At 66.8% G+C, this 22,091-nt stretch carries 13 protein-coding genes; 3 read left to right on the top strand and 10 right to left on the bottom strand.

Annotated features, from left to right (window positions below; translation table 11 throughout):
- Positions 1–316: 316 nt before the first annotated feature.
- Both QM732_RS17920 and QM732_RS17915 read left to right on the top strand, forming a co-directional pair.
- The gene (locus tag QM732_RS17920; RefSeq protein ID WP_415657456.1) at positions 317–1,198 is read left to right on the top strand and encodes a DeoR/GlpR family DNA-binding transcription regulator; all 882 of its coding nucleotides are present in this window, start codon (positions 317–319) and stop codon (positions 1,196–1,198) included.
- Entirely contained in the window at positions 1,195–2,580 is a 1,386-nt protein-coding gene (locus QM732_RS17915; protein ID WP_415657455.1) for an FGGY-family carbohydrate kinase, read from the top strand. Before QM732_RS17920 ends, QM732_RS17915 begins: the two co-directional genes overlap by 4 nt.
- Before the next feature lie 54 nt (positions 2,581–2,634).
- Here the strand turns inward: QM732_RS17915 and QM732_RS17910 are convergent, their stop codons facing one another.
- The 10 genes from QM732_RS17910 to QM732_RS17865 all read right to left on the bottom strand — a co-directional run bounded on the left by QM732_RS17910 (position 2,635) and on the right by QM732_RS17865 (position 20,780).
- On the bottom strand, positions 2,635–3,297 hold the full coding sequence (locus tag QM732_RS17910) for a hypothetical protein (protein ID WP_415657454.1): 663 nt from the start codon (positions 3,295–3,297) through the stop codon (positions 2,635–2,637).
- 152 nt (positions 3,298–3,449) lie between these two features.
- Entirely contained in the window at positions 3,450–5,276 is a 1,827-nt protein-coding gene (locus tag QM732_RS17905; protein WP_415657453.1) for a rhamnogalacturonan lyase B N-terminal domain-containing protein, read from the bottom strand.
- Positions 5,277–5,523: 247 nt separating this feature from the next.
- Complete coding sequence (locus QM732_RS17900; protein WP_415657452.1) at positions 5,524–6,771, bottom strand: serine hydrolase domain-containing protein; 1,248 nt, start codon at positions 6,769–6,771, stop codon at positions 5,524–5,526.
- Positions 6,772–6,775: 4 nt separating this feature from the next.
- On the bottom strand, positions 6,776–8,029 hold the full coding sequence (locus QM732_RS17895) for a rhamnogalacturonan acetylesterase (protein WP_415657451.1): 1,254 nt from the start codon (positions 8,027–8,029) through the stop codon (positions 6,776–6,778).
- 1 nt (position 8,030) lies between these two features.
- Positions 8,031–10,766: a Tat pathway signal sequence domain protein gene (locus QM732_RS17890; protein ID WP_415657450.1), complete on the bottom strand. Its 2,736-nt coding sequence runs from the start codon at positions 10,764–10,766 to the stop codon at positions 8,031–8,033.
- Positions 10,763–12,421 carry an MFS transporter gene (locus QM732_RS17885; protein WP_415657449.1) on the bottom strand — a complete coding sequence of 553 codons (1,659 nt, stop codon included), beginning with the start codon at positions 12,419–12,421 and terminating at the stop codon, positions 10,763–10,765. The genes QM732_RS17890 and QM732_RS17885 overlap by 4 nt, the downstream gene beginning before the upstream one ends.
- Before the next feature lie 7 nt (positions 12,422–12,428).
- Positions 12,429–13,592 carry a glycoside hydrolase family 88/105 protein gene (locus QM732_RS17880; RefSeq protein WP_415657448.1) on the bottom strand — a complete coding sequence of 388 codons (1,164 nt, stop codon included), beginning with the start codon at positions 13,590–13,592 and terminating at the stop codon, positions 12,429–12,431.
- A 21-nt stretch (positions 13,593–13,613) separates the two neighbouring features.
- Positions 13,614–16,037 carry a glycoside hydrolase family 2 TIM barrel-domain containing protein gene (locus QM732_RS17875; RefSeq protein WP_415657447.1) on the bottom strand — a complete coding sequence of 808 codons (2,424 nt, stop codon included), beginning with the start codon at positions 16,035–16,037 and terminating at the stop codon, positions 13,614–13,616.
- Entirely contained in the window at positions 16,034–16,837 is an 804-nt protein-coding gene (locus QM732_RS17870) for an alpha/beta fold hydrolase (protein WP_415657446.1), read from the bottom strand. Before QM732_RS17870 ends, QM732_RS17875 begins: the two co-directional genes overlap by 4 nt.
- 22 nt (positions 16,838–16,859) lie before the next feature.
- Positions 16,860–20,780: a beta-galactosidase gene (locus QM732_RS17865; RefSeq protein WP_415657445.1), complete on the bottom strand. Its 3,921-nt coding sequence runs from the start codon at positions 20,778–20,780 to the stop codon at positions 16,860–16,862.
- A gap of 134 nt (positions 20,781–20,914) precedes the next feature.
- On the opposite strand from QM732_RS17865, the gene ftsY reads away from it, so the two are divergent.
- Entirely contained in the window at positions 20,915–22,084 is a 1,170-nt protein-coding gene (gene ftsY / locus QM732_RS17860) for a signal recognition particle-docking protein FtsY (RefSeq protein WP_415657444.1), read from the top strand.
- Positions 22,085–22,091: the final 7 nt, after the last annotated feature.

Raw genomic sequence — 22,091 nt, 5'->3', positions numbered from 1 at the left:
AAAGGATGAGCGAAAGCGTGGGCGGTCGTGCCGGCGCTCACGAAACGCTCACGGCCGTGAGCGTTTTTTGATTGACGCTGTCATGCCGCTGACGTAATCTGCACTTGGAACGGCGTTTCACCCAGGCTTTGATCGGTTCTGAGCGTGAGTGGAAGTGCCGTCGGCGGCTGGCGCCTACGCACACCGGCCGCATGCCCTGACCCGGCCTCAGCCGGGCTGCCAAGCCAAGCGATGCCCGCCCTCCAGAGGCTGGGTCCCATAAGTACGAGACAACGGTCGCCGCCGCTTCTGCGAGGCGCCCGAGAAGGTGATCCACATGATCAATCACAAGCGCCACAAGCGTCTGCTCAAACTGCTGGACGAGCGCGAACACGCCAGCGTCCAGCAACTGATGGAATGGTTGTCGGCTTCTGCTGCGACCGTGCGCAGGGATATTTCCTGGCTCGCGGCGAAAAATCAGCTGACGCGAACCCGCGGCGGAGCGCAAAGGCTGGAGCAGAAGAAAAAATCTTATACGCTGTCCAGCGAAACATTCCAAAACAACGCTCAACAGAATACTGCGGCCAAGCGCGCCATTGCCCGTTATGCCACTTCCATGTGCAATAACGGAGAAACCATCATCATCAACGGTGGGACCACCACTTTCATGATGGCGGAGTTTCTCGTCGAGAAGCAGCTGAAGATTCTCACGAACTCCTTCCTGATGGCCGAGCGCCTGCTCGTGACCAGCGACAACGAGATCATCCTGCCGGGTGGCAAGGTTTACCGCGAGCAGAACGTCATCCTCAGCCCGTTCGAGAACGACGTGGCCCAGCACCACTACGCGGCCAAGATGTTCATGGGTGTGTATGGTCTGTCCATCCTGGGTTTGATGGAAGCCGACCCGCTGCTGATCCAGGCCGAGAAGCGCCTGATCGGCCAGGCCGAGGAACTGGTCGTGTTGGTCGACAGTTCCAAGTTCCAGCGCAAGGCCGGCTTGGTGCTGTGCGGACTGAACCGCGTCTCCACCGTCATTACCGACACCGGTGCCTCCGACAGTGCCGTGCAGCTGCTGGAGCATTACGGCGTGCGAGTCATCACCGTGGAGCCCGAAGCAGTGGACCCTCGGGTCGTGGAGGCCTCGGCCATGAGTTCGCATGATTACGCGGCCGTGCTGGAAGCCGGCGCCTACGGGCGCCGCGTGGGGCTGAACTCTTGAACGCTGTTCCCGGCACCGTCGTCCTCGACATCGGCAAGACCAACGCCAAGCTCACGCTGATCGATGCGGCCGGCAAGACGCTGGCGGAGGTGCGCACGCCCAACACCGTGCGCCGTGTCGGCCCATACCCCCACCACGACACGGAGCGGCTGTGGGGCTGGATGTTGGGCCAGTTGCGTGAGCTGTCGGCGCTGGCGCACATAAGCGCCATCGTGCCGGTTACGCATGGCGCGACGGCAGCACTGGTCGACGAGGTGGGGCTGGTGCTACCGGTGCTGGACTACGAGCATGTGCCGGGCGATACCACCGATGCGACGCGCTATGAGTCTTTGCGGCCTGCCTTCAGCGAGAGCGGGTCGCCGTTGCTGCCGGCCGGCCTGAACCTGGGGCGTCAGCTGGACTGGCTACAGGCACGCTTCCCCACCGAGTTCTCCCGTGCCAGGCATGTGCTGATGTACCCCCAGTACTGGGCCTGGCGCCTTTGTGGCGTCGCGGCCAGCGAGGTCACATCGCTGGGCTGTCACACTGATCTGTGGCGGCCGGACGCGGGGCGCTGGTCCAGCCTGGTGGAGCGCCACGGCTGGGAACCGCTCTTCCCAGAGCGCCGCGAAGCCTGGGCGCGCCTGGGCGTCCTTAGGCCCGAACTGGCGGCTGACACGGGACTGCCGGTCGATTGCGAGATCGTCTGCGGTATCCATGACAGCAATGCCTCGTTGCTACGCCACCTGCTGACGCTGCAACAGAGCGGCCCCTGCACGGTGCTGTCCACCGGTACCTGGGTTATCGCGGCGGCGCTGGGCTCGGCGACCAAGCCGCTGGTTGAGGCCCAGGACATGCTGGCCAACTGCAACGTCTTCGGCGAGGCAGTGCCCTGCATGCGTTTCATGGGTGGCCGCGAGTTCGGTGCCATCGCCGGCGAGCAGCCGGCCGCGTTCGTGGCCGAGGACGTCGAGCGGCTGATCGCGCGCGGCACGATGGCACTGCCCTGCTTTGCAGAGGCAGGTGGGCCGTTCGCCGGCCGGGTGGGCCGCGTGACTGGCGCCATGCCGCAGACCGACGCTGAGCGTGCGGCGCTGGCAACGCTCTACGTCGTGCTGATGACGGACCATTGCCTGGATGCGCTGGGTGCGAGTGGCCGTGTCGTCGTCGAAGGCGCTTTCACGGCGAATCCCTGGTTCGGCCCCCTGCTGGCCGGGCTGGCGCAAGGGCGCGACGTGACCGTGTCGGACGACAGCAGTGGCACCACCTGCGGTGCCTGGATGCTGGATGCCTGGGGGCGCGCGCCAGATGCGGGTGCGGCGCCGGTGCAGGTGTGGAGCCCGCCGGGGTGGCAGGGCTACCGCGATGGTTGGCGGGCCTGCGTCAGCCCATGGTTGTTCTGAACGCCTAACGAAACAGCCGGCTTGCGCCGGCTGATTCGTTTCGGGATGCCGGGCTCAGCCGCGGCGGCGGCGCAGACCAGCGACTCCCAGCCCTGCCAGCGAGGCCAGCGCCAGCGAGCCCGGCTCCGACACCGTGAAGGCGCGCACGCTGTCGATGGCCGGAGCGCTGTAGCCACTGGTGACGTTGGCGCTGTTGAAGGCGTAGACGCGCACCTCGTCGAAACCGACCGCATCGCTCAGCGCCAGCACGTCACCGATGCCGGCGCCGCCCAGCGACACGCGGCCGCTGCCCGTGAGCACGCCGTCCAGCCAGGTCTGCCACATCACGAAGATGCTTGCGTAACCGGAGTCGACGGCGAACTCGATGCCGTTCAGCGCGGTACTTGCGCTGCGGATGGACAGGTAGGCATTCAAGCCCGTGGCGGCGAAGTAGTTGCCGCTGAATGACTGGCTGTAGCTCTCGCCAGCGCCCAGGTCCACGCAGAATTCGCCGGCATAGCCGCAGCCGCCGTTGTCGTTGGCCAGGCCCGTGTGGCTGAACAGCAGCCCGCCTTCGGACCAAGGGCTCGCGAGGTCGGTGTTGGCCTCGAAGTCGGCGGCGTAGCTCAGGTAGTTGGCTGCGGGCGTGGCACTGCCGGCGCCGGTGGTCTGCACGACGGCGGCCATGGCCGGTGCGGCGAGCAGGCTGATCAAAGAAGGAACAAGGTTTTTCATCATGATGGTGTTCTAAATGGTGTTCTGGGCCGAGCGCCGGGAGGCCCAAGCCGGCCCGGGCTGGCGCTGTCCGCAGCTTGGCGTCGCGGGCATTGCCACCGTCCGTGGGCCGGTCAGTCCTTCCCACGCCCGGCGTGGCAGGCCGGGCGTGGGCTTCAGGGGAGCGCGACCAGATCGATCGCGTCGAAGGACAGGGCAGGGCTCAGGAAGGCAGCGCCCGCGGTGCCGCTGACGGTGTTGATAGTGAGCACGTTGGTGCCGACAACCAACTGCGCCGCCGGGATGTCGAAGGTGTAGGTACGGTTGAAGCCGCGATAGGTGCCCACCGTGAGGTTGCGCGAGACCTTGGGCGGGGCGGCCGGGATGCCCGACGTCCAGCTGTTGACGGTGACCTGCGGGCGGGCGCTGTTGTAGTCGGCGGTGGTGCCGATGCGCAGCCGTAGCGGGGCGGCGTTCTGACCGCGCTTGAGCGTGAAGCGAACCTGCAGGCCGTTGTTGACGTCCTTCCACTGATAGGCGGGCCAGTTGGCGTTGGTGGAGCTGCCGACGATGTAAGGGCCGACGTTCCACGACGCCATGCGCACGTCGCTGGGGTGCATGAAGGTCAGCTTGTCGCCATTGATGAACTCCTGCGGCGTGCCGTCCCAATGGCCGATGCGCCAGAGCGCCGGGGTTGTCTCCGGGTCCCCGGTGATGGCCACGGGGTTGAGCGCGTAGCTGGCGTTGGCAGTGACAGTCACCGTACCCGTCTGCACGGCCAGCTCACCCTTGTAGACAGTCATCGTGTAGACGCCCGGCAGCATGCCGGTAGCCGTGAAGTGTCCGTCCACCGGGTCGGCGTCTGCCCAGTACTGCGCCTGCGCGTTGGCGAAGCCAACGGTGTAGGGCAGGCCAGCGATGCGGCCCGTCAGGCCGGCGCCACTGACCGAGCCGCGGCCCACGGGCGGCACATAGCCCAACATGCCAACCTGCCCGTACCAGCTGGTGTCGGGCCTCGACGTAGGCGGCGTGCCGTCGTTGAAGATCATCGTGTACGTGTTCAGCACGCCCATGCGGAAGGCTTCGGTCTGTGCTTCGCCGTAGTTGACGATGTAGGTCAACTCGTTGGTCGTGTCGGTGATCTGCTGCAGCAGGCTGCGGTAGAACGGGCCGCCGGAGCCGCCCTCGTTGTTGTCGCGCCAGAACCAGACACCAACACCTGGGCCCGTGCCGCCGACGAACTCCCAGTCCTTCAGGCGGCGGTTGGCGTAGTGCTTGGAGCGCGACTGGCCGTAGCGCGGGTCGGTGGCTGCGAACCCGAACACATCGCTGGCTTCGATGGCGCCGCTGGTGCCACGGAGGTCTTCGGCCCAGTAGCTCTGACCGCCGTAGCTGACCAGGCCACCAGCCGCGTGTGCGGGGCCGCCGTTGGGCAGCCTGGCGATTGGGATTCGCGCGATGAAGCGCACAAGGCCGTGCACGTCGGGCTCCTCGGTGAAGTGAGTGCCCATGTGGATGTTCGACTCACCCTTCCTGACGACGTAGTAGTGCGTCAGCGTGCCGCCCTTGGTGCTGTTCACGGTCAGTGTGACGCGGATGTAAGCGTCGCCCGTGACGACGCCGTTGTTCACGGTGGAGGCCGGCACGACGCTGCCGTTGGCGTTTACCAGCTCTGCCTTCACGGCCACGGCGCTGACGCCGGTGTAGAGCCAGTCCGCACCCGAGTTCAGCTGCGTGCCGCGGGACGCGTCGGCGTACTCCACGCCTTTGTAGAGGATGCTGGAGAGGTCGCCGGAGGACGTGGTGCTGGAGCCGTTGTCCCAGGCACGCACCTTGAACACCAGGCCGGCATCAGTGTCGATAACGTACTGCGGACGCGCCGCGTTGCTGTTGTCGTGGACGGTGGTGATGCTGAATGCCGCCATAGCGGCCGGTGCCGAGGCGGCGAGCAGCCCCGAGGCCAGCCAGCGCGCCAGGCGCAGGCGCGTGCTTGTCTTGTGCATGAAGTCTCCTGGTTTCGTGTCGTTTTTCACGGTTGACGGCGGTGGCCGCGACCGGGAGCGGACTCTAGGCAGGGGGCTTCATCGCGTGTGCTCAAGCGCATGAGCGTTTGGAAAGCGCTCACGGACGTGAGTGATCTCGCGCCGCAGCGATAACTGCAGGGAATCGCGCGAGCGTTGCATCGCCATGATTGGCGATGGCTAGTGGGGGGCACACGGGCCGAACCTTCCGGCGCAGCGTGTGCGGGCCTTACCTGATGAGGGCCTGGTAGGTCAGCGTGCGCACGCGCAGATGCAGCGTCGAGCTGCCTGCAGGGCGCAGTTGCGTCATCAGCAGAATGATGAGGCGCTCCTTGGGGTCGACCGTGTACTGCGGGAAGTAGGCGCTGCCCCAGCCGAACGCGCCCTCGCTGCCGAGCTCCTTGAAGCCGCCACGTCGCACGTTGACCCAGAAGCCAAGGCCGAAGCCATCGGCGTCGCCGCGGGACTTGTCCGCGAGGTGGTCGGCAGTCATCAGCTCCACGGTCTTAGGCGCGAGCAGGCGCACGCCGTCCAGTTCACCCTTGTTGAGCAGCATCTGCAGGAAGCGTGTGTAATCGCTGGCGGTACTCAGCATGCCGGCGCCGCCGGACATCAGCTTGTGTGGTCCGTTGACGAAGTCACTCTTGTCGGACGTCTCCATCAGCTTGATCCGGCCGCCCTCCAAGCCGTAGACGTTGGCCAGTCGCGCAATCTTCTCTGGCGCCACGACAAAGCCGGTGTCAGGCATGCGCAGCGGGTCGGTGATGCGCGTCTTGATGAACCTGTCCAGTGACTGGCCGGATACCACCTCTACCAGCCGGCCCAGCACGTCGGTCGCATAGCCGTAGATGAACTGTTCGCCCGGCTGGCTCTGTAGGGGCAGGGCGGCAAAACGGTCGGTCCATGCGGCCAGCGTCTCGTCGTTGCCGACCAGGTACCAGTCCTTCATGCCGGCGGCGTCGTACGCGGCCTTGGCGGGGCCGGCGCCGTAGCTCATGCCGGCGGTGTGCGTGAGCAGGTCGTGGATGGTCAGTGGACGGCGCAGCTTCTCGGTGCCGCCGCCGGGCAGCGCCACCTGCACGTTGGCGAAGGCGGGCAAGTATCGGGACAGCGGATCCTTCAGCAGGAAGCGGCCTTCCTCGTAGAGCATCATGGCCGCCACAGTAGTGAGCGCCTTGCTCATGGAGGCAATGCGGAAGATCGTGTCCGTGCGCATGGCCTTGGCGTTCTCGACGTCCTGCTGGCCATAGGCCTTGAAGACGACAGGCTTGCCATCGCGCATGACGACCATGACGCCGCCGGCCAACTGCTTGCCGGCGATCTGCTCGTCGATGGCGACGTCCAGGCGCTTGAGGCGCTCGGGTGAGAAGCCTTGTGCCGTGACGGCCTCGGCGGCTTTGGGGGGAGCCGCCGTCGTGATGGGGGCGTGCGTGAGCGCGGCGCAGGCCAGCGCCCCGGCAAGGACATGGAATTTCATGGGCTCAGTCGCCCAGCGGGCGCTGTTGTGTGAAGCCGGGGCTTACCGCAACGTGGAACTGCTCCGGCGGCTGCGGCTTGGCGGGGGCTATGGAGCCCAGATCATCGCGCAGCTCGCGGGCCACGGGCACCTGGGCTTCCCTCAGGCCCAGCGCCACCAAACGTGCCAACTGGGCGGCGCCATAGTTGTTGTGGTGGGTGTTGTCCAGCTTGCCGTTGTTCAAGGGATGCGCCTGTTGCGAGCGCTCCGGCCCGAGGGCCTCGTAGAACTGGATGCTCATCGCGTTCAAGTCGATGAAGGCCAGCTTCATGTCCTGGGCCACGGTGCGCGCCGCGTTGGCGTACTCGGCCAGGCTGGGCCTGAGCTTGCCCGTCTGCGGGTCGAAGTTGCGGCGCTCCATGGACGACACCACCACCGGTACGCCGCCGTGCGCCAGGATGCGCTCGACATGCGTCCGCAGCTCGGCTTGGTAGGTCTGGGCGTTGCCGCTGCCGTCCTTCTGCTGCTTCTGGTCGTTGTGGCCGAACTGCAGCAGCACCGTGTCACCGGGCTGCAGGGTTGACAGGATCTTGTCGATGCGCCGACGCGCCAGCGAGTCGCGGAAGGTTTCGCCCGACTCGGCATGGTTGGATACGGCGACGGAGGCCTTGAACAGCGCGGGCAGCATCTGACCCCAGCTGGCATAAGGCTCGCCGGACTGGTCGGCTACCGTTGAATCGCCCAGCAGATAGACCGTTGGAACCTTGACTGGCTCGATGAGCAGGTGGGTGAGCGCCGGATGCGCACCGTTGATCTCCAACGTCAGGCGGCGGTCCCACGCCCAAGCCTCGCTGACGATTTCGCGCTCCTTCAGCTTTACGCGCCCGGCCTCTACGCCCGGCACGGCGGAGATGTTGGCGGTGCGCACGTTGACGATGAAGCTGTGCGTCTCAGTCTTGCCGGCGGGCAGCCGTACGCTGTTCAGCTGCAGGCGTCGGAGCTCCGCCTTGATCGTCGTATCGCTGGCGTCTCGGCCGCCCAATGTGGCGGTCACGCGGTAGTTGCCCTCGGGTACATCCACCGAGAAAAAGAAGGGTTGGCCGGCCGCGTTGCGTGGCGCATCGGCCTCGAAGCCATGGCCTTGCTCGCGGCTGTAGACAGTGTCGGCGGCTACCGCCACTTCACCGGCGGCGGGCTTGCCATCGAAGGCGAAACGCAGGGTTCCGTCCGCCCAGGCGGGAGCCGCCAGCAGGCCGGCGAAGAGCAGCAGATGCTTCATGTCAATCCTTGAGATGCTCGCCCACCAAGGCCAGGTTCTGGATGGCCGCAAGGCCCCATTGGGCGGTGTCGTTGGTGCTAATCCACGCAGCCTCGTCCACCGGGTTCAGCACTTGGGGACCGGTGATGCGCGTAGTTTTCAGTGGCTTGGCGCCGAAGCGCTCATCGGCCAGGAACTCCCGCCAGGCCCGCTGCGCCAGCGTCGCGTCCCTCCGTTGCGCTGCGGCGTAGGCAGTCAGGCGTGAATGACCCACGGTCAGCACCGGGCTGCCGCCGTGCGGCGCGCCTAGCACCTTGACCTGCTGCTCGCGCGGCGCGTTGTAGAGGTCGCAATACTGCACCCAGGCCTGCTTGAACGCCGGTACGTCGATCAGCTCCACCAGCTCCGTCATCATCTCCATGCCGCCGAATACGGCACTCAGGTGGCTGGCGCTAATCTTGTCGCCGCTGACGTTGTGCAGCGCGCCTTCGTTAGGCCCCGTGGGTTCGTAGCCACCGCTACCGGTGAAGAAGCCATGTGGCATGGCTGCGATGCCCTGCATGCCGCGTAGCAGCTTGTTGCGCCAGCGAACATCACCGGTGCGCTCCCACTCGGTCATGAAGTTGGCGACCAGCGAGCCCCAGTCGGTACCGAAGCCGATGCGGGCGGGCCAGGGACCTTTGTCCACGCGGCCGGCGATCTTGCGCACCGGGTCCACCTCGTCAAGCTTCTGGTCGACATCCAGCACTTCGCGCATGACGTCGCCGATGCGTTCGTCGGCGGTCAGGTAGTAGTAGAAGCGCCGGTTGGCCGACGTGGAGATGCGCGCCTGCTTGGCACTGCAGCCCCAGTGCTGCACGTTGTGCCGCGTGCCCAGGCCCTTGAAGCGGCCGGCGTGATAGATGTCCACGTCGGCGGTGTGGCGTACCATGGCTTCGGCGAAGCGGAAGATGTCGGCGCGCCCCGATCGCAGGTAGGCGTACCAGAGCCAGAGGTCGGGCGACAGCTCCGAGTTGTCCCAGGCGTAGCCGCCCACGTCGTAGCGCCATTCGTGGCGGTCGGCGTCGTAGGTGTGACGGATGTCGCCGTAGTCCCAGAAGCCGTACCAGCGGCGCTGCTCGACCTCACGCGCGTAGAAGGCGAACAGGAAGTCCAGTCGGTCCTCGATCTTCACGCGCGTGGGCGTGGAGCGGTCGGGCAGGCTCCAGAGCTTGCCGAACACTCCGGCGTGCAGGTAGCGCTGCGGCGCGGCGGCAAGCTGTGGCGGCGTCTGCACGGCGGCGGCCATCTGCACGAGGCGTTCGCGGGTGGGCGTGGCGGCCAGTGCCCATAGCGTGATCTCGCTGCTGCGCGCGATGCCCACGGGCGTGCCGAAGCCTTTCTCGTAGTCCTCGTACGTGACCTCCAGGCCCTCGAGCTCTTGCTCGTGCGTTTCCATGCCCAGGCCATCGTGATAGAAGCGCAGGTCCATGGCCGGCGCCTCGGGGGCGTGCATCCAGACGGTGACCTGGGCTGCTTCGGTGTGGGCGTTGCGGATGTCCAGCTGCACAGGGTGGCGCTGCCAGAAGTCGCGCAGGCCGAAGACCACGCCGCCGCCGGCGCCACCGATGTAGCCGGTGCCGGGGGCGCGGCGGCCGAAGGCAGCGGGGATCCAGCCATGGCCGGCCTTGGTGCGCTTCTTGATCTGGAAGCCGTCGGCGCTAAGCTGGCTCAGTGTGTAGTCGCCCCAGGTCGGGATGCGGTGGTGTAGCTTGCGTACCTGCGCTCCCCACTGCTCCAACGGCGGTGTTGCACGGCCGGCCAGTTGGGCTTCGCGCACGGCGGCGCCCGGCTCGCGGCGAAGGCCGGTGAGGTTGCGCACACCCTCGGCCCACAGGCCACCGGCCTCGCCCGCGAAACGCACGTGGCGGTCGTAGGGCGCGTCGCGCAGCGGCACATCGAAGCGCAGGCCGATGCCGCGCAGGAAGTCCTTCTGGTCGTCTCCGTCGAACACGAAGCTGTGCATTGCGCGCACGGACTCGGCGCCAGCGTAGAAGTAGAAGCGGACCGTGAACGGCAGCCACTCGCGGCCGGCGGCGCTGCGGTGCAGGCCTTCGACCTTGATGGTGGCGCGCACAGGACCGCTCTGCTCGACGCTGAGCTGGGTCGTGCGGCTCTCGAAGGCCGTCTGGGTGACGGCACCATGCTCGGCATCGGGCTTGTCGTCGGTCTGCGCGATCAGCGTGCAGCTGCCCATCACCACCCGGCCGTCGCGCTCGATGTGCTGGATGAGCCGGGCGCCCTGGCGCGGCAGCCGGCAGCGGATGACGCCGGTGTCGACCTCCACGGCATCCGCCTGCTCCTTCACGCTGACCCTAGTGCTGGCCATGGCCGCGGACTTGCCCGGACGGATGCTGGGCGCGGTGCCGGTATCCGCGCCGGCGGGCAGCGCATGCGCCGTCCACTTCAGCGAGCCATCGGGCCAGTAGGCCAGCGGCCAGGTCTGCAGCGCCAGCGGCTTGCCCTGGCTATCGACGGCGCGGAAGTCCTGACCCTTGCGCTGCTCGCCGCGCGGCCAGGGCAAGCCCAGCGTCGCGCCCAGCATCAGCTCGGGGGCAGAACCGTCCAGCCAGCGCAGCGCGGACGGGTCCGTGGTGCTGGTGGCGACAGCAACCGGCGCGGGTGCGGCTGCGGTGGATGCGGCGGTGGACAGGCCAGCCAGGCCGCTGACGGGCAGCGCGGCGGTCTTGAAGAAGTGGCGGCGGCTGAAGTCGGTCATGTGCGCTGGCGTTGGACGGAGGGCAGCTCGGACGAGGGGGCGGAGCCGCCGCCGCGGCCCCAGAGGCGGTCGTAGGGCCAGCCGGTGAGGTCTTCGACGATGCGACGGTTCTCGTCGCTCTCGGCCTTCGTGGCGCCATGACGCAGGCGTTCGACCTCGTGCACCAGCACCGCGTGCGTGCTGGCATTGAGCCGGAACGACCAGGAGGCGATGGCGCCCAGCAGCAGCATCAGCAGCGGCCCACCCACCATCAGCGCGGTGACGGTCTGGATGGCTTCGGGGCTTTGCATGACGACCTCGCCGGGCTTGGTCTTGATGTAGCCACCCCAGTCGATGATCCAGCCGCTGGCCATGATGGCGGCGCTCTGGGCCAGCTTGCGAACCAGCGTCATGACGCCGGCGAAGATGCCCTCGCGGCGCTGGCCGGTGACGGCTTCGTCGACGTCGGGCAGATAGTTGTAGACCGACCAGGGCACGAAGTTCAACGTGCCGCGGCCGAGACCCGCCAGCACGATTGGCACGAACAGCCAGAACAGCAGGCTGGCGGAGAAGCCGTCACGCGAGGGGTCCAGCGCACCGAAGAGGTTCGCGCCCAGCGCGTTGAAGCTCTCGGCGAAGCCTTCCGGACGCACCATGTAGAAGCCCAGGTACAGCAGCAGCGCGACGCCGAACAGCGATGCGGCCAGCCGGTAGGCCAGCACCGGGCCGGTGCGGATGACGATCTGTATGGCCACCATCACCGAAATCAGCTGGGCCACGTACATGACTGTCATCAGCTGCGAGATGACGAGCGTTGCGCCCATCAACACCGTCGCGACGAAGAAGGCAAAGGCGCTGTTGAAGATGTCCTGCGACAGGTAGCCGCCCAGGTAGATGGACAGGTGCTGGCGGAAGGCGCGGATCTTCAGCGTGGAGAAGAGGTCGCGGAACATCTTCACCGGCAGGCTCAGCGCCGCCTTGAGGCTGACACCTCCATAGGTCTGCGACAGCACGGCCTGCTCGCGGGGGCCATAGGGGCGCTCCCAGCTCGTCAGCACAACGATGAGTACCACCACCGAGAAGATCACGCCGAAGATGGCCGCCATCCAGAAGAAGGTGTCGGGCGAGTCCTTGCCGCCGAACTGGCTGATCAGAAGCGTGGGCAGATACGAGGCCAGGATGGCCGAGCTCTGCGCCACGATCATGCGCGCGCCAGCGAACTTGGCCTTGGCCTTGTAGTCCTTGGTCATCTCGGCCGCCAGCGTTTCCCATGGGATGAGAAACATCGTGTACAGCAGCTCGAAGAAGATGAATGCGAACAGGTAGTAGTAGAAGGTGTGGCCGGTGCGGAAGATCAGCGCGAAGCTGGGCAGCAGCGGGATGGTGATGAGCAGGAAGATCTTGCGCCGGCCGATCTTGCGGCCCACCCAGGTGTGGCGCAGGTTGTCGGACACATAGCCGATCAGTGGGCAGGTGATGGCCTCCAGCAGACGCGGCAGGCCGAGGATCAGTCCTGCCTCCACGGCGCTGAGGCCACAGAAGGTCGTGAAGAAATAGAACAGCCAGCCGGTGATGACGGCCTGGGCACCAGCGCCAAGCATGTCGCCGCTGCCCCAGCCCCAATAGTTGATCCAGTTCGGCTCGCGGGCCGCGGGGTGCAGGTTCTTCTGCTGCATGTCGGCCTCAGATGAAGCGGACGAGCAGCTCGCCCATGGCCAGCAGCGCCATCGCCTGGCCGAACGGCATGGACGTCAGCGGGATGTCCTTGTACTCCTGCAGCGTGTTGAACACCGGCGTACCGAAGCTCACCTGCGTCAGCTCGCCGGCATCGTTGATGTGCCTGCGCACGGCGAGTGCGGCCTTCACGCCGAAGGCCTCGTAGTCCTTGGAGATGTAGCCCTTGCGGACGGCCTTGAGGATGCCGTAGGCGAAGCCGGCCGAGGCGGCGGCTTCGTCATACGACGTCGGGTCGTCCAGCAGCGTGGGCCACAGGCCCGATGGCGACTGGCATGTGCTGAGCGCCTTGACTTGTGCCTCGAGCGTCGTGATGAGGAACTGGCGGAATGCGTCGCCCTCGGGCAAGTTCAGCAACTCGATGAACTCCGGGATGACGATGGTGACCCAGGAGTTACCGCGCGCCCACAGGGCGTTGGCAAAGTTGTGGCGGCCATCGAAGGTCCAGCCGTGGAACCAAAGGCCGGTCTTGCGGTCGGCCAAGTACTTGATGTGCACGAGGAACTGGCGCTTGGCCTCCTCGATGTAGCGCGGGCGATTCAGCAGCAGGCCGAACTTGGCCAGCGGCAGCACCGACATCATCAGCGTGTCGTCCCACAGCTGCTGGTCGTTAACGCTGTTGTAGACGATGTGCTGGAAGCCACCTTCCTCGGTGCGGGGCAGCTCGTTGTAGACCCACTCGGCCCAGCGGTCGATGTAGGGCAGGAATCGGCGGTCGCCGGTGCGGTCGAACAGGTTGGCCAGCGTCAGGAAGGGTGCGACCGTATTGATGTTGCGGCTGGGCATGCCTTCCTTGAAGCGCGCCTCGAACCAGCTGGTCATGATGTCCCAGGCCTTGGGGTCGCCGGTTAGCTCCCAAACCTTGTAGACACCGTACAGGCCCACGCCGTGTGTCCACTCGAAGCCGTTCCAGCCTTTGGTGTCCAGTACGCGGCCATCATCCAGGCGCAACAGGAACTTGCCGTCCTTGTCCTCGATGTTGATCAGGTTGTGGATCAGGCGGTCGATGGCGCCGCGGATGTCATCGCGGTCCGCGCCCAGATGGGCCGTGTGATGGGCCAGCAGCGGGTGGATGCGTGAGGAGTCGACGGGCTTGAGGACTTGGTTAGGCATGGCGTTGTCTCTGGGTACTGCTTAGAAGGACAGCTCGGCCGGCACGAGGCCGGGGGCGCTGACGCGCAGGCGCGCGGGTTGGGTGTTGTCGGTGCGGCGCAGGACGGCGAGGCCGCGGCCTTCGTAGGCTGCATGTTCGGCGTCACGCGGATCATCCACGTCCGCGAGGTTGCCGTTTCCGATGCCTAGGATCTCCAGCGCACCGGCGGGATCGAAGCGCAGCCGTTGGGCGGCGTCCGGCACGCGTCGGCCCCGGGCGTCGACGACGAAGAAGGCGATCTGCTCGATGCCGTCCCGGGCCGGGGCGACGCGCTGTAGCTCGATACGCGCTGCGGCGCCCGCGGTCTGCAGCCTGAACTCGGCGGCGGGCTTGCCGGCCTTCAGCCCGATGGCCTTCAACTCGCCCGCCTCGAAGGGCAGCGTCCAGCTCAGGATGCCTTCGATGGCGTCGGCGGCCTTCTGCGTGCCGATGAGCTTGCCGTTCAGCCACAGTTGCACCTCGGGAGTGTTCGCGTAGGCCGATACGACCATGGACTCGCCCGCTGGCCAGTTCCAGTGCTCGGCGACCTTGGCGCGTTTTTGCTGGTCCAGCAGTGGCGTTCCCTGGCCGGAAGCCGACGCGACCTGTGTGGCCGACGCCGTGGCGGCGGCCAGGTAGACGACCGGCTTGCCACTCCATAGGCTGGCGCGGAAGGCGCCCCGCGGCTTCATGAAGCCGGCCAGGTCGAAGAGGCCGAAGTCTGCCGCGCGCTGCGGCCAGCGACCAGCCTCGCCGAGGTAGTCGAAGCCGGTCCACAGGAACTGGGCGCTGATGTAGGGCGTGTCACGCACGACGGCCCAGGCGCGGTAGTCGTGGCGGTTCTCGCTACCGTAGATGACGCGTTGCGGGAACTTCGCATGGTCGGCCGCATAGCGGGCTTCCTGGTAGTTGTAGCCAGCCACATCGAAGAGGTCGGCGAATCCGACGGCATCGCTCATCTCCACTGAGGCCAATGCTGCCGTGACTGGCCGCGTCGGGTCCATGCGGCGCACGGCCTCCACCAACGGCCGGCCCCAGCGCACCAGGTCGCTGGCAGGCGGCGCGGTGGGGCGGTACTTTGCGCCCAGCACGGGGTGGGAGAACGGGTCGTTGGGGTAGTCGACCTCGTTGCCCACGCTCCACATGACGATGCTGGGGTGGTTGCGGTCGCGCCTCACCATGTCTTCCACATCGCGCACGCCCCAGGCAGCGAACTCTTCGCCGTAGCCCTGGCGGCCCGGAACGCCGACGTTCCAGCCCTCGATCCACTTGTTCTTGGTGGGCGTGAACTCGTCGAAGGCCTCGGCCTGTACGAGGAAGCCCATTCGGTCGGCCAGGTCCAGCAGTTCGGGCGCGGGCGGGTTGTGACTGGTGCGGATGGCGTTGACGCCGATGTCTTTCAGCTGCTGCAAGCGGCGCTCCAGCACAGCCACGGGGACGGCCGCTCCCAGGCTGCCGGCGTCATGGTGAAGGCACACGCCCTTGAGCTTCACCGCTTGGCCGTTCAGGAAGAAGCCCTGGTCGGCGTCGAAGCGAAAGCTGCGGATGCCGAAAGGCGTGTCGTTCTGGTCGACGGCTTGGCCGTTCACCAGCACGGTCTGGCGCAGCGTGTACATCTGCGGCGATTCCGGCGACCAGCGTTGTGGCTTGTCTACCGACATCACCTGGGTCAGCGTGCTGCGCTCTCCGGCTGAGAGCCGGGCCTGCGCCTCACGCGTGGTGACAACGTGGCCGTCCGGCGCGATCAGCTCGGCGCGCAGCGTGAACGCTCGGGCGGCCGGTGCGGCGTTGATCAGTTCGGCCTCGGCCTTGACGTCCGCGCGGGCGGCGCTGACGGCGGACGTCGTCACGAAGCTACCCCATGGCGCGATGTGCAGCGCGTCGGAGAAGCTCAGACGTGCGTTGCGATAGATGCCGGAGCCGGTGAAGTAGCGCGAGTCCATCTGACGTGAGTGATCCACGCGCACGGCCAGCACATTTGGGCTGCCATCGAACTTCAGGTAGGGCGTCAGCTCGACCTGGAAGCTGCTGTAGCCATAGGGCCGCCCGCCCACGTACTGGCCATTGATCCAGACCTGGGCATGGTCGTAGACGCCGTCGAAGGTGATGCGCGCGACGCGGCCCTTGTGCTCGGCCCCTACAGCGAGGCTGCGGCGATACCAGGCAATGCCGCCCGCGGCGTAGCCGTTGCCGCTGCCGTACTCGGCGCGCAAGGGTTCGTGCTGGCTCCAATCGTGTGGCACGCGGACGGCCTGCCAGCCGCTGTCGTCGAATGCGGGCTGCATGGCTGCGCCAGGGTCGGTCTTGCTGAATCGCCAGCCGGTGTCCAGAGTCTGCACCTGGCGCGCGACGGCAGGCGCCTGCGCCCAGGCCGGCGGCAGGGTAAGCGGCATTGCGAGCGTGAGGCAGAGCAGGGCGGACTTCATGGTTTGTCGGTCGTGGAGCCTGGCATGGCTGGGATGTGGGCCAGCGCCTGGAGGAGGGCACCGCGGGTCAGGAGCTGTTGCTCTTCGCGCGTGATCGTGGCGTCACCGTCGAAGAGCTGATGGCCGTAGTGGCCGAACTGTGAATGGTTGCCGCCCTTGATTTCCAGCCACTGCGTGCTGGCCGGCAGCAGGCGGCGATTGCCCAATACACGGCGGACTGGTGCAACCTCGTCGTTCGTGGCGTAGACCTTGGTGACGGGAAGTTGCAGGGCTGACAGGTCGTGATCCTTGGGGTGTGTGGTGCCCACCAGCACCAGCGCTGTCACACCCGGCGGCGGCGACTGCAGCCAGCGCGCCGCGATGGCGCCGCCCAGCGAGTGCCCCGCGGCTACCCAGCCCGTCGCCTCGGGTTGACTGGCGATCAGCGCGCGGGCCTGCGCGATGGCCTCGTCGCGGTGCGACTCCAGCGGCGCGAAGCGCCACGGCAGTCGCACGATGAACACGCGATGGCCGGCCTCGGCGACGGGACGCAACAGCGGTACATAGGCCTCGGCTGAGACGCCGGATCCACTGAAGAAGATCAGACCCCGGGCTTGCAAGCTGGCGATGGGGCGCAGCTCCAGTGCGTCCGCGGACGACAGCACCTGCACCCGCGTGTCGCTGTGCAACTGCGCCGGCGCCACGCCCTGCGTCCGCACCGAGTTCGCCAGGTACAGCATGAAACCCAGGCCCCACACTACCAAGCCGACTCGCGCCCAACGCCGCAGTGGGCGGACGGGCTTCGTGGCGAGGCGTGGCATGGTCATCACGTGCCGTGCAGGTTCAACGTTGGAGGTTGCGCGGCTGGGGCACCGCTTCTACCGGCACGCCGCCGCGGGCAACGGCCAGGGGCACAAGACGCATCGCCTCCAAAGCGTTGGCGGCCTGCCCATCGGTGGTGACGGCCAGCGTCAGCGTGTTCTCGCCATTGGGATTCAGGATGCCCGGCGGCAGCACGAAGACCCGCTGCGGACCGATGTGGGCGATGAACTGGCCGAGGTTCCAGCCGTTGACGAAGATCAGCGCGCGGTTCTCGCGCTCGGAGCGTGGCCTGCTCGTGTCGCCGAAGGCCAAGCCGAGCTGCACGTCGTGGCCTCGCGGAAGGTCCAGCTTGAAGTTCGTGCGCAGCCAGTAGGTACCGGGGGCGGGCGGCGCTGCACCCGGCGTGGTGGCGTCCCAGCCGGCCTGTGGATTGGCCGGATCGACCGGCAGGTGCCAGCCCATACGCTCGCCAAACAGGCCGCCGTTGTTCATGGGGCCACGCACCAGGTCGGCGATGTCCTCACCGCCCTTGTTGCCCTGGATCCTCCAGGCGATGGGCGTGCCGAAGCGCTGGCCACCCTTGGGGCTGAGCGAGGCGGAGATCAGGCCCCGGGCCTCCTTGTGAACGTCGTCGGCGAACAGGTCCCAATTGTGCGAGTTGTTGCGCACGACGACGGCGATGACGTGCTCGCCCGGCGGCAGGTCCTTCAGCAGGTGCTTGAAGGTGTCGGTCGTCTCGGGGAAGGGGCGGCCGGTGTCGTGGTCCTGCTGGCCGATGAATCTGCCGTCCACCCAGACCTGGATCATGCCTGCGCCGCCGCCGCCGAAGAACAGCTCAAGCTGCAGCGGCTTGGTGTCGACGGTCGTGAAGCGGCCGCGGTACCAGACGTCGCCGTGGTGGAATCCGTAGTCGCTCATGGACAGCACCGGCTGGCCCTTGTCGGGCGCGGTGTAGACGTTGGCCGCCGACACGGCAGCGTCGGCCTTGCGCCAGCCGCTGTCGTCGAAGCCGGGCGTTGCCTCCAGCGAGTCGTAGCGGCGCGTCCATACGGTCTGCGCCAGGTCGGGCAGCCGGACGGCATCCGGACCGGGCAGCGGTGCACTGGCGACGAGGCTATGGTCCCGAGTGGCTGCTGGGATGGCCTGGCCATTGAAGCTCAGCGCGTTGACGCCGTCGGGTGCCCAGGCGCGAAGACCGCTCGTCTGCGTCGTGTCCCCGGTCAGCTGCAGCGTCCTGCCGTTTACGGTGGCGGTGCGCACCAGCGCCGGGCTGCGCACCAGCACGGCTTGCCCGCCGGCCTTCAGCCGCCAGAACTCCCAGCCCGTCTTCTCGTCGGCCAGCAGCAGCAAGAGCGGTGCGCGGCCACCGCCGGTGACCAGAATTTCAAGGAGGCCCTTGTGGACGTAGTTCAGGCGCAGGTCGCCACTCTTGGCATCCCAGGTCACGTCCGCGTTGCCGCGCAGGAGCTTCACTGTCGGCTTGCTCGAATAGCGCAGCACGGTTTCACCGTCGTCGCCATCGCGACCATACAGCAGCGCCACGTCGCGCGCGCCCTGCTGCAGCTGTGTCTGAAGCTCGCTGGTGCTGTAGACCAGATGCTGGCGTTCCAGCGCGTAGCTGGCCAGCAGCATCTTGGCATCCTGGCCGGTCAGTGTCAGCTTGCCGGCCTGCGGCACCTGGTAGCTGCCGTCGCGCGTCTGCAGCTTGAAGCCAAAGGCCTCGCTGCCGCTCAGATGGTTGTGCTGGGCCAGCAGCACGTGGCTGCCTAATCCGTTGTTGACGTTGTGGTACAGCCTGACCTTGGCGTTCCCGGGGTCCAGCACCTCCCCCTTGTCCATTGCCGCCAGCACGGGCGTGGCGGCCTGCACGAAGCTGCCCATCTGCTTGAGCACCAGCGCCTTGTCGCGCATCACTCGCGACTCGTTGATGGGCGATCCGTAGTCATAGCTCGTGTAGACAACCGGTCCGCCCAGCCAGCCCCAACTGGTGCCGCCGTAGGCCATGTAGATGGAGTGGATGGTCAGCGAGTTGATCAGGCTGCCGCCGTAGACCACGCGCTGGTAGCCGGGGCCCTGGCGCTTGGCCGTGCACTCATAGGTGCCGTTGCTACCCCAATAGTCGAACCAGCCTGCGCCGATCTCAGCGACGAAGCCCGGCGTATTGGGCGAGGCGAGCGATCCCACCTTCGGGAAGTTCTTGCCGTAGATGCCCCAATCCTGCACAGGCGCAGGTGCACCAGGAGTGCCGTTCACGTCGCAGACGCCGCCCGGGTAGCCGTCGAAGGCGTACAGATCCGTCGGGCCTGGGTTGGCGAAGGGGGCGGTGGAGTTCTTCGGCGTCCAGTCCGGTAGCCGCGACGCGGCGTTATGGAACAGGGGCACGGTGATACCGTCGGCACGCGCCTTGTCCGCCAGGTGCTGCATGTGGCGGATGTTCTTGGGGTTCACCGCGAACAGCTCGTTCTCCAGCTGGTAGGCGATGACGCTGCCGGTGCCGTTGGTGATCTGGTGGCGGGCCAGAATGGCGTTGATCTGCGTCATCCATTCGTCGGTGGCGGCCTGGTACTCGGCCGCGTCGGTGCGGGCCTCGACGCGCTGGCGAAGCAGCCACCCGGGAAAGCCACCCGCCGTCAACTCGGCGTTGACATAGGGGCCCATGCGCGCAATGACGTAGAGGCCTTCCTCCTCAGCCATCTGGATCGCGCGCTCGACGTTGCGGATGCCGGTGAAGTCGTAGTGGCCGGGCTTGGCGGAGTGGTATCCCCAGCTGAAATAGAAGGCCACGGCATTCAGCCCGGAAGCCTTCATTTTCTGCAACACGTCGCGCCACAGGTCGGGCGAAGGCAGGCGGAAGGGGTGGAATTCGCCGCCGAAGATCATCTCGCGCTTGCCATCGATGATCAGCGAGTGGCGGTCCCAGGTGACGGTCCTGGGCTTGGTCTTGGGCGCCGCCGCGCGTTCCAGCTGTGCAGTGTCTTCGGAGATGACGGTGAAATGGCGCACGCTGCCCGACACGCCGCCTAGCTCCTTCTTGGGCGTCCAGGTCTGGAGCCCGTCGAAGCTGTCGGAGTACCAGTAGCGCTTCGTCATGTAGTCATCGAAGTAGATGCGCCAGCCAGGTTTGCCGTCCGAGCCCTTGATGGGCACTAGCGCCTGCCCCTCAGAGGGGCCGCCCCAACCGGCCCAGTCGCCGGTCTTCTGGATCGTCCACGGGCCGTCGAGCGACTGTGCGGTGGCCAGCTCGATGAACTTGGTCGTCTCGTTCTTCGCGAACGCGACGTAGCGGCCTTCGTGCTGGATAACGAAGGTGTCGATGTAGTTGTTCTCTAGTCCCCGCATGGGCATGGGTTCGGCAAACCTTGTGAAGCTCGCGTCCAATGCCTTCAAGGAGTAGGCGGCGAACGGCCCTTGCGTGCCCGTCTTGGACAGGCTCACGATGAGCTTCAAGCTTCCATCGGACTCGCGGAACCACTCGGGTGCCCATACGTTGCTGACTTTCTGATCGCTGCCCGGCAGCTTGACCGGCACGTCGGCCACATGCGTCCAGCTTCTCAGGTCGGCTGACCTGGCGATGCCGAAGGTGGAGCCCGACCAGTTGGTCGTGTAGGCGATGTAGTAGAGGCCGTCGCCCGCGCGGATGATGGAAGGGTCGCGCAGCAGGTCCTTGGGCGGCTGGTAGACCTCAGAGCCCAGCGAGGTGAAGGTGACGCCGTCCGCCGACGAGAACAGGCTCAGCTTGTTCTGCGAAGTGGCCATGAACGCCGACATCAGGAAGGTTTTCTCACCTTTGGCGGCGGCCAGGGGGGCCTTGGCCTGCGTGGCGCCGAGGGTAGTGGGCGCCTGGCCGGGCAAGTCCTGCGCACCGGCTGCGGCACACATCAGCAGTGAAGCGAACCAGATGGCAGTGCGGTTCGGCAAGGTGGGTGGCAGGACAGCAGGCATGGGCAGACCGGGAGTGCGTGGATCCGAGACCAGTGTCCCCGCGTTTGTCTGCGCGAATCGATCAAACGCTTGCGAGAAAGGCCGCTGCCGAGGTCCCGACGGGGACATGCCAAGACCCGGCGAAAATGCCGCCCATGTTCAGTTTCTTCAAGAAGTCGGCCCCGGCCCCTGCGCCCGCCGAAGGGCCCGAGTTGCTGCCCGAGGGTTGGACGGTCAAGCCCGCCCGCGCGCCTGCCCCGGTGCCCGTAACGCCGGCCCTCGCACCGGCTCCCGTGAGTGCGCCGCCTGTGCCAGCTGCGCCGATCGCGCCGCCTGTGGTGGCATCGGTGGAGGCGTCGCCGGTGGCCACTTCCGCGCCGCCTGTCACCGAGCCGCCCGTCGTGGTGCAGGCGCCAGCCGCACCGCCTCGTCAGGGCTGGATGGAGCGCCTGCGTGCCGGACTGCGCAAGACCGGCGGCAGCATCGCCAGCGTCTTCAGCGGCGCCAAGATCGATGATCAGCTCTACGAGGAGCTGGAGGAGGCGCTGCTGCTGGCCGACGCTGGCGTGAAGGCCACGCAATTCCTGCTCGACGACTTGAAGCGTCGCGTGAAGGAGTCCCGGGTTACTGAGCCGCAGGCCGTTCGGGGCCTGCTCGTGGAGGCATTGGCGCAGTTGTTGGCGCCGCTGGAAAAGGGCCTGGAGGTGGGCCGGCACACGCCGACCGTGATGATGGTGGTGGGCGTCAATGGTGCCGGCAAGACCACCAGCATCGGCAAGCTGACTCGCCATCTCGCCGAGGCCGACCAGCGCGTGCTACTGGCTGCGGCCGACACCTTCCGTGCTGCGGCGCGTGAGCAATTGGGTGTGTGGGCCGATCGCGCCAAGGTCGAGATCATCAGCCAAGAGGGCGGCGACCCGGCGGCGGTGTCCTTCGACGCGGTGAATGCTGGTCGGGCGCGCGGCGCCGACGTGGTCATTGCCGACACCGCGGGCCGGCTGCCGACGCAACTGCACCTGATGGAGGAGCTGAAGAAGATCCGGCGCGTCATCGCCAAGGCCCAGGAGGGCGCGCCACACGAGGTGTTGCTGGTCGTGGACGGCAACACCGGCCAGAACGCGCTGAACCAGGTCAAGGCCTTCGACGAGGCCCTGGGCCTGACCGGCCTGATCGTCACCAAGCTGGACGGCACGGCCAAGGGCGGCGTGCTGGCCGCCATCGCGCGGGAGAGACCGGTCCCGGTCTATTTCATCGGCGTGGGCGAGAAGCTGGAAGACCTGGAAACATTCAGTGCCCGCGAGTTCGCGCGGGCACTGCTGGAGTAAGGCGCAT

It is taken from the genome of Roseateles sp. (genome assembly GCF_047654805.1).
In the GTDB taxonomy this organism is placed as follows: Bacteria; Pseudomonadota; Gammaproteobacteria; order Burkholderiales; family Burkholderiaceae_C; genus Pelomonas.
This window is presented reverse-complemented; position numbering and strand designations above follow the sequence as displayed.